This is a genomic window from Streptomyces sp. NPDC021749 (assembly GCF_040640655.1).
Classification (GTDB): Bacteria; Actinomycetota; Actinomycetes; order Streptomycetales; family Streptomycetaceae; genus Streptomyces.
On sequence record NZ_JBFACE010000005.1, the window covers coordinates 193,725 to 208,649 of the forward strand.

Consider the following 14,925-nt stretch of genomic DNA (forward strand, 5'->3'; position numbering starts at 1 on the left):
GAAGGGGAGACGACGTGCCCGCGGACCGGTTCTCGACCGCGACCCGACTCAAGGCGCTCGGCGAGCAGGCCGCCGCCCGCGTCTACCGCGCCCGCCCGGCCCGCCGCAACCGCCTCACCGGCCGCGCCGCCCTGCTCGCGCTGGTGATGTGCTCCCTGGTGGTGGCGCTCGCGTACCCGATAAGGCAGTACGTCTCCCAGCGCTCCGACATCGCCGACCAGCGCCGCAAGGCCCGGGACGCGGGTGCCGAGCTGGACCGGCTGCGCGAGCAGAAGGCCCGCTGGCAGGACCCGGAGTACGTACGCCAGCAGGCCCGCCGCCACCTGCACTACGTCATGCCGGGCGAGACCGGATACATCGTCCAGGACGGCTCCGGCACCGCCGCCGCCCCGAAGGGGACACGGGCGGCCGAGCGCCCCTGGTACGACAATCTGTGGCAGGCGGTCGACGCGGCCGACAAGCGGTAGCGCCGGCCCCGGCCGTGCCGCCGCGGTGCCCGGCCCGTACCGCCGGCGCGCGCGGCCCCGTACTGTCGACAGGGACGGCGCGCACCGCCGTCCCGCCGTCCCGTCGTTTCATCCATCACCTCACCGAAAGCGCACATGGAAACCCCTCCGCCCCAGACCGAGCCCACCGAGCCCACCGCCGCGGACATCGCCGCCTTCAAGGAGCAGCTCGGCCGTCCGCCGCGCGGCCTGCGCGCCATCGCGCACCGCTGCCCGTGCGGCCAGCCGGACGTCGTCGAGACGGCGCCGCGCCTTGAGGACGGCACGCCCTTCCCCACGCTCTACTACCTCACCTGCCCGCGCGCGGCCTCCGCGATCGGCACGCTGGAGGCCAACGGCGTGATGAAGGAGATGACCGAGCGGCTGGCGACCGACCCCGAGCTCGCCGCCGCCTACCGCGCGGCCCACGAGGACTACATCCGGCGGCGGGACGCCATCGAGGTGCTGGAGGGCTTCCCGAGCGCGGGCGGCATGCCCGACCGGGTCAAGTGCCTGCACGTCCTCGTCGGCCACTCGCTGGCGGCCGGGCCGGGCGTCAACCCGCTCGGCGACGAGGCGATCGCCATGCTGCCGGAGTGGTGGAAGAAGGGCCCGTGCGTGAGCCCGTGCGGCGAGAACGACACCAGGACCGACAGCGGGACCGACGAGGGAGAGTCCGAGTGAAGCGCGTCGCCGCCGTCGACTGCGGTACGAACTCCATCCGCCTGCTGGTCGCGGACGTCGACCCCGCGACCGGCGAGCTGAAGGAGCTCGACCGCCGGATGCAGATCGTCCGGCTGGGCCAGGGCGTGGACCGCACCGGGCGGCTGGCGCCGGAGGCGCTGGAGCGCACCTTCGCGGCCTGCCGGGAGTACGCCGCGGTGCTCAAGAGCCTGGGCGCCGAGCAGGTCCGTTTCGTGGCGACCTCGGCCTCCCGGGACGCGGAGAACCGCGCCGACTTCGTGCGCGGCGTGGTGGACATCCTGGGCGTGGAGCCCGAGGTGATCACCGGTGACCAGGAGGCGGAGTTCTCGTTCAACGGCGCCACCAAGGAGCTCACCGGCCGTGCGGATCTCGCCAGGCCGTTCCTGGTGGTGGACATCGGCGGCGGCTCGACCGAGTTCGTCCTCGGTGACGGCTCCGTCCGCGCCGCGCGCTCGGTCGACGTCGGCTGCGTCCGGATGACCGAGCGGCACCTGGTGCACGAGGGCGGGATCAGCGACCCGCCGACCGCCGGCCAGATCGCCGCCATCAAGGCCGACATCGCCAGGGCCCTGGACCACGCGGAGGAGACCGTCCCGCTGTCCGAGGCCGGCACCCTGGTGGGCCTGGCCGGCTCGGTCACCACCGTCGCCGGGATCGCCCTGGACCTCGACCACTACGCCTCCGAGGCCATCCACCACTCCCGCATCCCCCTGGCGAAGGTCCGGGAGATCACCGACCGCCTGCTCACCGCCACCCACGCCGAACGCGCGGCCCTCCCGGTCATGCACCCCGGCCGGGTCGACGTGATCGGCGCAGGCGCCCTCGTCCTCCTCTCGATCATGGAACGCACCGGCGCCGAAGAGGTCGTGGTCAGCGAACACGACATCCTGGACGGCATCGCCTGGAGCATCGCGGACTGAGGCCGGGACGGGGCGCCCCGGGACCGTACGGACGGTCCGGCGGACGACCGGCAGAGGTGCGGCAACGCCCTCTGCCGAGCGGCTTTTTGAGTCGGTGTTGTGGCGGCCGGGCGGCGTTCGCGGGCGCCCGGTGAAAGAAAGTTCGTGAAATCCTTCACATGAAAAAACCTCCTGTCGGGCGAACAATCGGTCCCTGGGACGCTCATTCGAAGGCTTCAGGGCCCTTCGACCCGGAGGATGCGCGGGTTCCGGCGGTTCGGTGATGCGCTCCCGCAGGGCCTGGTTCGCCACTCGGATGGCCTACAAGGCCTGATCAACGGGGGTCTCCAACGCCTGGCGTACTACGGTGGTTCCACCCCGCGCTATGGCGTCCGTCACGAAGCCGGCGGAGTGTAGCAGATGCCCCTCCGGTCCTTGTGAAGGGGCTCACGAGCGACCCCCCATGTGGGGGTGGATACTCGATTGCATGAGCACCACGGAGCGTCCCAGGATCCTCGTAGTAGGCGGTGGGTACGTAGGCCTGTACGCAGCTCGGCGCATCCTCAAGAAGATGCGCTACGGCGAGGCGACCGTCACGGTCGTCGACCCGCGGTCGTACATGACCTATCAGCCCTTCCTCCCCGAAGCCGCCGCCGGCAGCATCTCCCCCCGGCACGTCGTCGTCCCGCTGCGACGCGTGCTGCCGAAGGCGGAGGTCCTCACCGGCCGGGTCACCACCATCGATCAGGACCGCAAGGTCGCCACGATCGCCCCGCTGGTCGGCGAGGCGTACGAGCTGCCCTTCGACTACCTGGTCATCGCCATGGGCGCGGTCTCCCGCACCTTCCCGATCCCCGGCCTCGCCGAGAACGGCATCGGCATGAAGGGCATCGAGGAGGCCATCGGCCTGCGCAACCACGTCCTGGAGCAGCTGGACAAGGCCGACTCCACGACCGACGAAGAGGTCCGCCGCAAGGCGCTCACCTTCGTCTTCGTCGGTGGTGGCTTCGCCGGCGCGGAGACCGTCGGTGAGGTCGAGGACATGGCCCGCGACGCCGCGAAGTACTACAACAACGTGAAGCGCGAGGACATGCGCTTCCTGCTGGTCGACGTCGCCGACAAGATCCTCCCCGAGGTCGGCCCGAAGCTCGGCTCGTACGGCAAGGACCACCTGGAGTCCCGCGGTGTCGAGGTCTACCTCAAGACCGGCATGGACTCCTGCGTCGACGGCCACGTCAAGCTGAACAACGGCCTTGAGGTCGACTCCAACACCATCGTGTGGACCGCGGGCGTCAAGCCCAACCCGGCGCTGGCCCGCTTCGGCCTGCCGCTCGGCCCGCGCGGTCACGTCGACACCGCCCCGACCCTCCAGGTGCAGGGCACCGACTACATCTGGGCCGCCGGCGACAACGCCCAGGTCCCGGACCTGGTCGGTCGCAAGAACGGCAACGAGAACGCCTGGTGCCCGCCGAACGCGCAGCACGCGCTGCGGCAGGCCAAGGTCCTCGGCGACAACGTGGTCTCCGGCATGCGGGGCTTCCCGCAGAAGGAGTACAGCCACGCCAACAAGGGTGCGGTCGCCGGTCTCGGCCTGCACAAGGGCGTCGCGATGATCGTCATGGGCAAGATGAAGATCAAGCTCAAGGGCCGTCTCGCCTGGTACATGCACCGCGCGTACCACGGCATGGCGATGCCGACGTTCAACCGCAAGATCCGGGTCTTCGCCGACTGGACGCTGGCCATGTTCCTCAAGCGCGAGGTGGTCTCGCTCGGCGCCATGGAGAACCCCCGCGAGGAGTTCTACGAGGCGGCCAAGCCGGCCCCCGCACCGGCCGCGGCCGGCTCCGGCGACAAGCCGAAGGCCAAGGCAAGCTGATCCACCGGTCGGGTACGGGAGTACTCCGACCAGCCCGAAGGGCGTCCGCCATCCGTGGGGCGGGCGCCCTTCGGCATGTCCGCAAACGTGTCCGCTCTGGCGAAAAGCATCCCGGGTGCTGTTCTCTTACCAGCGAACGGGACTAACGGGACGCCCCGTTGGCGTTTACGTGGTGGGTGAAACTTCTTTGCCCGACTCGTCAACACGGAGGTGTGCGACATGGCCGACGCCGCTGGACGGCTCACCAAGCTCGCCGAGGAGGTGCTGGGAGCCCCGCTCCCGGTGCGCATCCGCGCCTGGGACCGCAGCGAGTCCGGCCCGCCGGGGGCACCCACGCTCGTCTTCCGCAACCGCCGCGCGCTGCGCCGGCTGCTGTTCAAACCCGGCGAACTCGGTCTGGCCCGGGCCTGGGTGGCCGGCGACCTCGACATCGACGGCGACCTCTACGCAGCGCTCGACCTCCTCGCCGGACTGGTCTGGGAGCGCGGCACCGCCGCCCCCAAACCGCAGCGGGCCGCCGTCCTGCGCGCCCTGGCCCGCCCGGAGGTCCGCACCGCCGCCCGCGAACTGCTGACCCTGGCCGGCCCGCCGGTCCCACCCGCACCGCCCGCCGAGGAGGCCCGCCGGCGCCGCGGACCGCTGCACACCCTGCTGCGCGACAAGGAAGCCATCAGCCACCACTACGACGTCGGCAACGACTTCTACGAGCTGGTCCTCGGCCCGTCCATGGTCTACTCCTGCGCCTACTGGGCGGCACCGGACGCGACGCTGGAGGACGCCCAGCGGGACAAGCTCGACCTGATCTGCCGCAAGCTCGCCCTGAAGCGGGACCAGCGGCTGCTGGACGTCGGCTGCGGCTGGGGCTCGATGGTGCTGCACGCGGCCCGCGAGTACGGCGTACGGGCGGTCGGCATCACCCTCTCCGAGGAACAGGCCACCTACGCGCGCAAGCGGATCGCCGAGGCCGGGCTCGCCGACCGGGTCGAGATCCGGGTGCAGGACTACCGCGAGATCAAGGACGAGCCGTTCGACGCGATCTCCTCGATCGGTATGGCCGAGCACGTCGGCCATACCCGGTACGCGGAGTACGCGGCCGCGCTGTACGCCCTGCTGCGCCCCGGCGGGCGGCTGCTCAACCACCAGATCGGCCGGCGGCCGCTGGCGGACGAGGAGGCGTACCACGTCGACGAGTTCATCGACCGGTACGTCTTCCCGGACGGCGAGCTGGCGCCGGTCGGCCGGACCGTGGCGCAGCTGGAGGAGGCCGGGTTCGAGGTGCGGGACGTGGAGGCGATCCGCGAGCACTACGCGCTGACGCTGCGCCAGTGGGTCGCCAACCTGGAGCGGCACTGGGACGCGGCGGTACGGCTCACCTCGCCCGGCCGGGCCAGGGTGTGGCGGCTCTACATGGCCGCCTCGGCGCTGTCGTTCGAACGCAACCGGATCGGGGTCAACCAGGTGCTGGCGGTGCGTACCCCGGAAGCCGGCGCCTCCGGTCTGCCGCTGCGGGCGCGGACCTGGAGGGGCTGACCCGCCGTGCCGCGAGCGCGTGTGCCGGGCCCCGCACGGGACCCGGCACACCCGCTTCCTCCTGCGGCTAGTCCGCCTTGATCGACGCCAGCATGTTCAGCCGGGCCGCCCGCCGCGCCGGCCAGAGCGCGGCCAGGGCCCCGATCAGCGCCGCCGCCGCGAGGAAGAGACCGAGCCGGCCCCAGGGCAGCACCAGCTCGAACCCCGTGACCGACTTGCTGAGCACGTCTCCGCCCGCCCAGCCGAAGAAGACGCCCAGGCCGACGGCGAGCACCCCGCCGAAGAGCGAGATCACCAAGGACTCCAGCCGCACCATCTGCTTGATGCCGGGGCGGTCCAGCCCGATGGCGCGGAGCATGCCGATCTCCTGCGAGCGCTCGAAGACCGACATCGCCAGGGTGTTGATGACGCCGAGCACCGCGACGATCACGGCCATGGCGAGCATCGCGTACAGCAGGTTCAGCATCTGGGTCATCATGTCGGCGATCTCCGCGGAGACCTGCTGCTTGTCGGCGACGGAGATCGCCGGGTTCTTGCCGAGCGCCGTGACCAGCGCGTCCTTGGCCGTGTCGGTGGCGCCGTCCTTGGTCTTCACCAGCACCTGGGTATCGACGGTCTGCTTCTGGTGCGGGGCCACGGTGGCGTTGTCCACGACGACGCCTCGGAGCAGGTCCGTGCCCTGGTAGACACCCGAGACGGTGAGGGTGCTCTTGGTGCCGTCCTCGAAGGTCACCGGGAGGCGGGAGCCGGGGTGCAGGCCGTTCCGCTTGGCGGAGGCGTCGTCCACAATCACCCGGCCGCCCCGGAGCTCGCCCAACGAGCCCTGGACGAAGTCGAGTTGGGTGAGCTTGCCGAACTCCTTACCGTCGACCGCGGTCAGGAACTGGGGGTCGGTGCCGGTGGTGGTGGACCGGCGCAGCGGGCTGACGGCGGCGACCTCGCCCAGCGGGCGGAGATGCTTCGCCACATCGGGGGAGAGTGGCCGCATGCCCTGGCCGGCCATGGAGACCACGTAGTCGGCCTTGAGCGAGGCGACGGCCCTCTTCTCGATCGTGGTCTGGGCACTGACCGCGATCACCGTCAGTCCGGTGATCATGGTCAGTCCCACCATCAGCGCGGAGGCGGTGGCGGCCGTCCGGCGCGGATTGCGGACCGCGTTCAGCCGGGCGAGGGTGCCGGCGACCCCGAAGGTCCGCAGGACGGGCGCGGCCAGAGCGATCAGCGGGCGGGACAGCAGCGGCGTCAGGATGAACACGCCGACCATCACCACTGCCGCACTCAGGCTCAGTGCGTTCATGCTCGCCTGGTCGTCGGTGATCCGGATGGCGGCCAGCACTCCGGCCGTACCGGCGCCGGTGATGAGCGCACCGAGGGTGTTGCGCAGCACCAGGGACTTGGTGGTGGGGGTGGCGTGCACACTGCTCATCGCGGCGACCGGCGGGATCTTCGCGGCGCGCCGGGCCGGCAGCCAGGCGGACAGGACGGTGATGAGGGTGCCGACGAGCAGGGAGGTCAGCACGGCCGAGAACGGGACCACCAGGGGGCCGTCGGGATTGCTGCCGCCCAGGCTGCCGACCAGGGTGCGCATTCCGGCGCCGACGCCGATACCGGCGACCAGGCCGATGACGGAGGCGATCACGCCGACGACGGACGCCTCGATCAGCACCGAGCGGGTGACCTGGCGACGGCTGGCGCCGACCGCACGCAGCAGCGCCAGTTCCTTGGTGCGCTGAGCGACCAGCATCGTGAAGGTGTTGACGATGAGGAAGATGCCGACGAAGAGCGCGATGCCGGCGAAGACCAGGAAGAACTTCTGCAGGTCGGCGGCCTTCTGGGCGATCATCTCCGCCAGGTCGTCGGCGAGTTGCTTGCCGGTGCTGGCCTCGGCGTGGCCCTTGGGCAGCACGGTCTCGACCGCGGACCTCAGGGCCGACTGGGACGTACCGGCGGCTGCCTTGATCCGGATCTCGCTGAATCCGCCGGGGGTGCCCAGCAGCTTCTGGGCGGTCGGGGTGTCGAACAGGGCGAGGCTGCTGCCGGCCGCTACCTCGCTGTCGTCGGTGGAGAAGATGCCGGTCAGCTTCATCTCGCGGACCGGTCCGTTGGTGGAGATCCGTACGGTGTCGCCGACCTTGTAGCCGGCCTGGTCCGCGGTGTGGGCGTCCAGGGCGAACTCGTGCGGGCCGTGCGGTGCCGCGCCGCCGCGCATCGGGTAGCGGGCGTCCTTGCCGTCGGCGCCGGGGAAGTAGTTGCCGCCCCTGCTCCGGTCGGCGTCGCCGACGAGCTTGCCGTTCTTGTCGGCGACGGCGGTGAAGCCCGAGACGATGCCGGTGGCGGAGGCCGCGCCGGGCACCCGGGCGGTCTTGTCGAGGAGCTTCTGGCCGAGCACGGGCGCTGCCCCGGAGTCGCCGTCGGACTGCGGCCGGACGGCCACGTCGACGTTGCGGAAGCTCCGCTGCATCTCGGCCTGGGAGGCGTGGGATGTGGTCGAGGTGAAGACCAGGGTGCCGGAGACGAATGCCACGCCGAGCATCACGGCGAGGACGGTCATCAGCAGCCGGGCCTTGTGCGCAAGCACGTTGCGCAAGGCGGTACGGAACATGAGTGGGTCAGTCCTGGAGGAGAGGTCCGGAAGGTCCGGGGTGCGGGTGGCGGCTGCTGCGGATCAACTCGTACGCCCCTTGGCGTCGAAGCCCTTCAGGCGTTCCAGCACCAGGTCGGCGGTCGGGTTCGGCATGTCGTCGACGATCCGGCCGTCGGCGAGGAAGACGACCCGGTCCGCGTAGGAGGCGGCGACCGGGTCGTGGGTGACCATCACCACGGTCTGGCCGAGCTCGCGCACGGAGTTGCGCAGGAAGCCCAGCACCTCGGCACCGGCGCGCGAGTCCAGGTTGCCGGTGGGCTCGTCGGCGAAGATGATCTCGGGCCGGGAGGCCAGTGCGCGGGCGACCGCGACCCGCTGCTGCTGGCCGCCGGAGAGCTGGCTGGGGCGGTGCTTGAGGCGGCCGGCCAGGCCGACGGTCTCCACCACGCGGTCCAGCCAGGCGCGGTCCGGCTTACGGCCCGCGATGTCCATGGGCAGGGTGATGTTCTCCAGTGCGGTCAGGGTCGGCAGCAGGTTGAACGCCTGGAAGACGAAACCGATCTTGTCGCGCCGGAGTTGGGTGAGCTTCTTGTCCTTCAGGCCGGTCAGTTCGACATCGCCGATCCGGGCGGAGCCGCCGGATATCGAGTCCAGGCCGGCCATGCAGTGCATCAGGGTCGACTTGCCGGACCCCGAGGGGCCCATGATCGCGGTGAACTGCGCCTGCCGGAAGTCGACGGAGACCGCGTCCAGGGCGACCACCTGGGTCTCGCCCTGTCCGTAAACCTTGGTGAGGTCCGTGGCGCGGGCGGCCACCGCGGTGGTGCGGCCGGCGGTCGGGACACCGGAGTGGGTGGTGGTCACGGGAACGAGCTCCTGTCGGGACGAGGGACCATCGGCGCCGCACGCGGCCGGTCGGCACGCCGCGGACGTCATGCGGACGTTTCCATCGTGGGTCAGCGCAAGGGGCGCGGACGTCAACCCCTGCGACCGTCCTTGACCACCCCTGGGACGTACCGGCGGTCCGCCCGGTCATCCCAGAGGAGGAGACGAACCCTGAGGCCGAAGCGGCGTGGCGGCCGGTGCGACGGGGTTCCCCGGCCGGGTGACGGGGGCGGCGGGCAGGCGTCGAGTTTCCGTCAATTCGGGTACTGATTTGCGCCGCGGCGGGGTGTGGCAGAGGGGGGTGCCAGGCATGTGCCTACGGCCTGTACCCAGCGCTGATGCTCCCTCAGTTGCCAATAAAATAAGACAACCTCGGGATGAGCGGCCGATCTGCGTCGTGCGCTGCGGGCTACGCTCGTGCTGCCCTCTTTGGGGCGGCATGGGGGATCCCCAGCCCGGATGGTGGAATGCAGACACGGCGAGCTTAAACCTCGCTGGCCTACGGGCCGTGCCGGTTCAAGTCCGGCTCCGGGCACTCCGCACGTGACCAAGGCGGGGTCCGAAGTCGGGTGCTTACCTGAATTTTCAACGAGAAGGGCCGCCGGGGCAAACCGGCGGCCCTCGTGCTTTGTTCGGCGGACTCAGCGCTCCAGCAGAGCGAAGAGGTTCTCCCAGCGGCCGACAATCTCGTCGGTGGAGAACCGCTGGATGTTCTCCCGGGCGGCTTCGCCCATCGCGTCCCGCAGGTCCTTGTCCGACATCAGGGTGTCGAGATGCCGGGCGAATTCGGTGATATTGCCCGGGGGAGCGAGGAAACCGTCCTCGCCGTCCGTGATGATCTCGTGAACGCCCGGCGCCACATCGAACGCCACACACGGCACGGCCGTCGCCATCGCCTCCATCGGGGCCAGCGGAAAGCCCTCACCGCGCGAACTGAGCGCGAACACCGCGCTCTCCCGCAGCGCCCCCGGGACGTCGGAGGTACGCCCCATCCACTCCACGGACGAGGTCACCCCCAGCTCCGCCGCCAACTTGCGCAGCGCCTCCGCCTCCTCGCCGGAACCGTAGATCCGCAGCGTCCAGTCCGGGTGCTCCGGGGCGACCTGCGCCCACGCCTCCAGCAGCAGGTCGACGCCCTTCTCCTCGTGCAGCCGGCCGATGCTGACCACGCACTTGCGGGAGCGGTCGGAGGGGACGTCGGGGAAGAACGGCAGGGGGTTGGGCATGAAGCCGACGTTGTCCATCCGCTGGCGGATCCAGCGGTCGGCGTCCTCACGGGTGAGCGTCAGCATCCGGTCGACGTCCGCGTAAAACCGCTTGACCCGGCCGAAGCGGGACGACTTGCGGCAGGTCTCGAACGACTCATGGCTCATTCCGACCACCGTCAGCCCCGCCGTGTCGGCCAGCGCGACCCACTCCATCGCCCACACCTGGGTGACGATCACCACCCCGCCCGGCTCCGCCGCCCGGAACAGCGCACTCATCTTCGCCGCCTGCTCCCGCATCCCGGCCTCCCGGGCGGCCCGCCGACGCTGCTCGGCGACGTTCAGCCGGTCCTTCAGACCGCGCACCGGACGGACCGTCGGCGGATGGTCGCGGTACAGCGTGGTGGCCTTGAACGGCGCGTCGTCGGCCAGCTCATGGGCGCGCCCCTCGGGTGCCGGCACGATGCCGATGAGGTGCACCCGGTGGCCCCGCTCACTGAACAGGCGCGCCATCTGGTGCGACCAACTGGTGATGCCGCCCATCTCGTTGACGCTGTTGGAGACGAAGAAGATGTCCCGCGGCCCGGCTGCGTACGACTTGGTCATCAACGGCTCCACTGCGCAAAGAACTGGTCGACAATGCTCCGGGCGGCTTCGCCCCGGTCGTATTCCCCGAACCTGGCGACGAATTCCGCGCGCCGGCGGGCGTATTCGAGGGACTGCGTCTCGAACGACTTGATCGTGTCGTGGAAATCGTCCTCGGTACGGACCACCGGGCCCGGCGCATGCGCCAGCAGATCGAAGTACGTCCCCCGGCCCTCGTGGACGTATTCGTCGTAGTCGTACGTGAAGAACACCAACGGCCGGTCCAGCAGCGCGTAGTCGAACATCACCGACGAATAGTCGGTGATCAGCCCGTCGGCCAGCTCCAGCAGCGGCGTCACGTCATGGCGCGCCGACACGTCGATGACCCGGCCCTGCACCGTCGGCGGCAGCACCACGTGATTGAGGTAGTGCGAACGCACCAGCAGGACGTAGCGGTCACCGAACTGCTCCGCGAACCGCTCGACGTCGAAGGGCAATTCGAAGCGCCCGTGCCGCCCGCCCGCCTTGCGGAACGTCGGCGCGTACAGCAGCACGGTCTTGTCCTCGGCGATGCCCAACTCGGCGGCCAGCGGCCCGCGTTCGCGCCGCCCCAGCTCCTCCTCGCGCTGCCGGGCGCGCACCAGCGCGTCGTTGCGCGGGTACCCGACCCGCAGCAGCGTCCGCTCCTTGAGCCGGAACGCCTTGGCCAGGGTCTGCACATCGTGCTCGGAGCGGACCAGGAAGCGGTCGAAACGGTCCAGCGAACGCTGCTGCTCCTCCTGCTGCTGCCGGGTCTGCGCCTTGAGGGCGGGCTGGTCGAAGCCCATCTTCTTCAGCGCCGAACCGTGCCAGGTCTGGAGGTACGTGGTCTCCGGGCGCTTGGTGAGCTTGAGCGGGTAGCTCTGGTTGTCCACCCAGAACTCGGCCTGCGCCAGCGCCTTGAGGTACGGCAGCGACCAGCGCTTGACGAGCGTGACGCCCTTCGGGAAGTCCTTCGGCGAGCCGGCGTACGACCAGATCGCCTCGAATTCCAGCCCCTGCCGGCGCATCTCCTCGTAGATCGCGCGCGGGCTGTCGCTGTACTGCTTGCCCAGGTGGCTCTCGAAGACCACCGTGCGCTTCTTGATCGGCAGCCGGCAGAACACCTCGTGGTACGCCCGGAGCTTGTTGTCGCCGGAGGTGACCTTCTTGCGCAGCGCCTTGGCCTTGCGGTAGCCGGTCTTGGCCAGCGTGCCCGGCGTCCCGCGCACCCCGCGGGTGATCAGCTCCTGCATCCGTTCGGCGTTCGCGCCTTCGCTGACCAGCCGGAACGCCAGGTGCCCCTTGGCCGAGGCGTGCGGCTGCAGCCGGTCGGCGACCATCCGCGTCAGCCGCGGCCGGACCGGCAGCGAACCGGTCAGCTCGGTGTCGGCGACGGTGAGCCGGGTGGTGGTGCGCACCCCGTCCACGTCCAGCCGCAGCCGTACGTCCCAGATGGAGTCGACGATGCCCAGCGGGCGCAGCCGGGCGGTGAGGTCCGCGGTGGCCCGCCAGTGGATCGCGTCACCCTCGTGGCGCAACTCCTGCACCGGGAACTGGAAGGACTGCAGGCTGCGCCGCCGGGCGCTGAACTCCAGCTCGCCCTTCAGCCGCGCACCCGGCGGAATGACGCCCAGCGGGTTGGTGATCCGCCCGGACAGGGAGACGGCCCCGCCGGAGCCGTCGTAACGGGTGAGCTGGTTCCGCAGGAACAGCTGGTTGACCGGCTTCTCGTGGTAGCCGATGTCGGTGACGTCCAGTACGGAGCGGCCGAAGGCGTCGCCGAAGTGGCCCCCGCACCAGTAGATCCGGCCGTCGTGCTCGGCCAGTGGTGAGGAGACCTTGTCCCGGTTGATCAGCGTGTCCACGGCCGGGATCAGGTTGTCCCAGTCACCCCGCTGGAGCAGATAGGCGCAGATGGCCTGGATGGCCGGCACCCGCTCGTACGCCTCGGGGGCGATGCCGGCGAGGTATTCCCGGGAGAGTTCGGCGAACTCCCGGCGGTAGGACTCGTCCCGGAACGGCAGGTCACGCAGATGCAGCACCAGGTCGTGCTTGAGGAATTTGACGTCCTTGGCGAGCTTCATCTCGGTGAGCCCGCGCTCGGCCAGCAACGCGTCGATGCGCCGGTGGATCTCCAGCCGGTGCGCATAGTTCGTCATTTCGTGCCGCCGGTTCGTCACCGATTTCACGGCGGCCCGCTCGTATACGTGCCAGAAATAGACCTGATTGGGGATCAGCGTGATGCGCTCCGCCGCGAGATAGGCATCGGCGATGAACATCAGGTCCTCGTAGAACATGCCCTTCGGGAAACGCAGGTCATGTTCGATCAGGAAATCGCGGCGATAGCATTTGTTGGTGGAGAGGGTGTCCCAGACGAAAAGGTCCGGCAATTCCGTGACCGACTCCAGGGTCCGGGTCGTGGAATACAGCCAGGAATACCATTCGTCCCGCTTCTGATTGCGGGTGTCCTTGTGCAGCCGGACGCACAGACCGGAAACGATGTCCGAGCCGGATTCTTCGGCGGCCTCCAGCATGTTCCGGCAGGCGTTGACCTCCAGGACGTCGTCGCTGTCCAGGAACATGACGTAACGGCCCCGGGTGTGCTGGATGCCGGCGTTGCGCGGCTCGCCGCCCGCCCCGCTGTTCTCCGGCAGCTGGAAGGCTCTGACTCTCTCCGGGTGCGTGGCGGCGAGCTGCTGCGCCACTTCGAAGGAGCGGTCGGTGCTGCAGTCGTCGACGATCACCACCTCGACGTCCCGGAGCGTCTGGTCCAGTACGGACTGGACCGCGGTCGGCAACCGGTCGGCGTCGTTGTAGACGATGACGACTACGGAGACGTCAGGCACAGGGACCTCAACCTCTTTCGCTGCTGTTTCCCGCCAGAATAGCCCCGTCTGTCCCCCCGATTACCACGAATCGCGCCCATGGCACTACGCACAGTGAGCTACCGGGGCGTGGGGAAGGGGCCCTCCGGCATACGGACCATGACCAGGTGTCATCTCCGCCGAGCCGCCCAGCGGGCACTTCCGGCCGGCAGGAAAGACGGCCGCTCCGGTGAATCGGTTGCCTGCTCGGATGTGACGTCCGCGGTGCCCGGGTGCAAAGCCGGGGGCGGTCCCCGGGCACGTCCGCGGCATCCCGAACGTCCTCCTCTCGGAGGACGTGTCGCGCCGAGTGCGGGGAAAGATCCTGCCCAAGAACGAGCGACGTGTCTTTGCCAAGCCATTACGCTTGCCGTCAAGGCCGCGCAGGGCGGCCATGGAGGAGTGAGATGAGGAGCAGCAACCCGGTCTTCTCGCGACGGGGGTTCAGCCGCGACACCGGCTACGCGGGCTTCAACGCGCAGGCCGGGGGCCCCCACGCGAACCCGTACGCCGGCACCAACCCCTACGCACAGGGCACCAACCCCTACGCGCAGGCCCCCACCGACCCCTACGCCCAGGGCCAGCCCGTCACCCAGGCGCCGCCTCAGTACGCGCCGCAGACCCGGCCGATGACGATGGACGACGTCGTCGCGCGCACGGGCCTGACGCTCGGCACGGTCATCGCCGGCGCCACCGTCGGCTGGCTGTTCCTGACCCAGAACCTCGGCTTCGCCGTCGGCGCGGGTCTGGTCGCGATGGTGCTGGGCTTCGTCCAGTCCTTCAAGCGCAAGCCGTCGCCCGCGCTGATCCTCGCCTACGCGGCACTGGAGGGCGTCTTCCTCGGCGCGCTCAGCGGCTTCCTCAACAGCCTGCCGAAGATGGCCGGCGCCCCCATGCAGGCGGTGCTGGGCACCATGGCGGTGTTCGTCGCCATGCTGGTCGCCTACCGGACGCGACTCGTCCGGGTCACCGCCCGCTTCACCCGCTTCGTGCTGATCGCGGCCATGGGCTTCGTCCTGCTGTCGCTGGTCAACGTGCTGTTCATGGTCTTCGGCGGCGGGGAAGGCCTCGGCTTCCGCAGCGGCGGCCTGGGCATCCTCTTCGGCATCGTCGGCGTGGTCCTCGGCGCGCTGTTCCTCGCCCTGGACTTCAAGCAGGTCGAGGACGGCATCGCCTACGGCGCGCCGCGTGAGGAGTCCTGGCTGGCGGCGTTCGGCCTGACCCTGACGCTGGTGTGGATCTACATGGAGATGCTGCGGCTGATCTCCATCCTCCGGGGCGACTGA

10 protein-coding genes and 1 tRNA gene are annotated in these 14,925 nt (G+C 70.0%); 7 read left to right on the top strand and 4 right to left on the bottom strand.

The features are described from left to right. The first annotated feature begins 14 nt into the window (after window positions 1-14). The 5 genes from AB0G35_RS07290 to AB0G35_RS07310 all read left to right on the top strand — a co-directional run bounded on the left by AB0G35_RS07290 (window position 15) and on the right by AB0G35_RS07310 (window position 5,495). Complete coding sequence (locus tag AB0G35_RS07290; protein ID WP_360945087.1) at window positions 15-467, top strand: septum formation initiator family protein; 453 nt, start codon at window positions 15-17, stop codon at window positions 465-467. 135 nt (window positions 468-602) lie between these two features. Then, window positions 603-1,169 (top strand): DUF501 domain-containing protein, encoded by a 567-nt coding sequence (locus tag AB0G35_RS07295; protein WP_360945090.1) that lies wholly within the window; start codon window positions 603-605, stop codon window positions 1,167-1,169. Beyond that, window positions 1,166-2,110: a Ppx/GppA phosphatase family protein gene (locus AB0G35_RS07300; protein ID WP_360945093.1), complete on the top strand. Its 945-nt coding sequence runs from the start codon at window positions 1,166-1,168 to the stop codon at window positions 2,108-2,110. The genes AB0G35_RS07295 and AB0G35_RS07300 overlap by 4 nt, the downstream gene beginning before the upstream one ends. A 466-nt stretch (window positions 2,111-2,576) precedes the next feature. Continuing rightward, on the top strand, window positions 2,577-3,965 hold the full coding sequence (locus AB0G35_RS07305) for an NAD(P)/FAD-dependent oxidoreductase (protein ID WP_360945096.1): 1,389 nt from the start codon (window positions 2,577-2,579) through the stop codon (window positions 3,963-3,965). A 219-nt stretch (window positions 3,966-4,184) separates the two neighbouring features. After that, complete coding sequence (locus tag AB0G35_RS07310) at window positions 4,185-5,495, top strand: class I SAM-dependent methyltransferase (protein WP_360945099.1); 1,311 nt, start codon at window positions 4,185-4,187, stop codon at window positions 5,493-5,495. 67 nt (window positions 5,496-5,562) lie between these two features. Here the strand turns inward: AB0G35_RS07310 and AB0G35_RS07315 are convergent, their stop codons facing one another. Then, window positions 5,563-8,097 (bottom strand): FtsX-like permease family protein, encoded by a 2,535-nt coding sequence (locus AB0G35_RS07315; protein ID WP_360945102.1) that lies wholly within the window; start codon window positions 8,095-8,097, stop codon window positions 5,563-5,565. Window positions 8,098-8,160: 63 nt separating this feature from the next. Continuing rightward, the gene (locus tag AB0G35_RS07320) at window positions 8,161-8,943 is read right to left on the bottom strand and encodes an ABC transporter ATP-binding protein (protein WP_360945105.1); all 783 of its coding nucleotides are present in this window, start codon (window positions 8,941-8,943) and stop codon (window positions 8,161-8,163) included. Window positions 8,944-9,417: 474 nt separating this feature from the next. On the opposite strand from AB0G35_RS07320, the gene AB0G35_RS07325 reads away from it, so the two are divergent. Beyond that, window positions 9,418-9,499, top strand: a tRNA-Leu gene (locus tag AB0G35_RS07325). Window positions 9,500-9,605: 106 nt separating this feature from the next. On the opposite strand, the gene AB0G35_RS07330 is transcribed toward AB0G35_RS07325, so the two are convergent. Both AB0G35_RS07330 and AB0G35_RS07335 read right to left on the bottom strand, forming a co-directional pair. Continuing rightward, on the bottom strand, window positions 9,606-10,775 hold the full coding sequence (locus AB0G35_RS07330; RefSeq protein WP_360945108.1) for a glycosyltransferase: 1,170 nt from the start codon (window positions 10,773-10,775) through the stop codon (window positions 9,606-9,608). Beyond that, window positions 10,775-13,621, bottom strand: coding sequence for a bifunctional glycosyltransferase family 2 protein/CDP-glycerol:glycerophosphate glycerophosphotransferase (locus AB0G35_RS07335; RefSeq protein WP_360945111.1), 2,847 nt, complete (start codon window positions 13,619-13,621; stop codon window positions 10,775-10,777). The genes AB0G35_RS07330 and AB0G35_RS07335 overlap by 1 nt, the downstream gene beginning before the upstream one ends. A 425-nt stretch (window positions 13,622-14,046) precedes the next feature. Here AB0G35_RS07335 and AB0G35_RS07340 point away from each other — a divergent pair, with 425 nt between their 5' ends. Beyond that, window positions 14,047-14,925 carry a Bax inhibitor-1/YccA family protein gene (locus tag AB0G35_RS07340; RefSeq protein ID WP_360945114.1) on the top strand — a complete coding sequence of 293 codons (879 nt, stop codon included), beginning with the start codon at window positions 14,047-14,049 and terminating at the stop codon, window positions 14,923-14,925.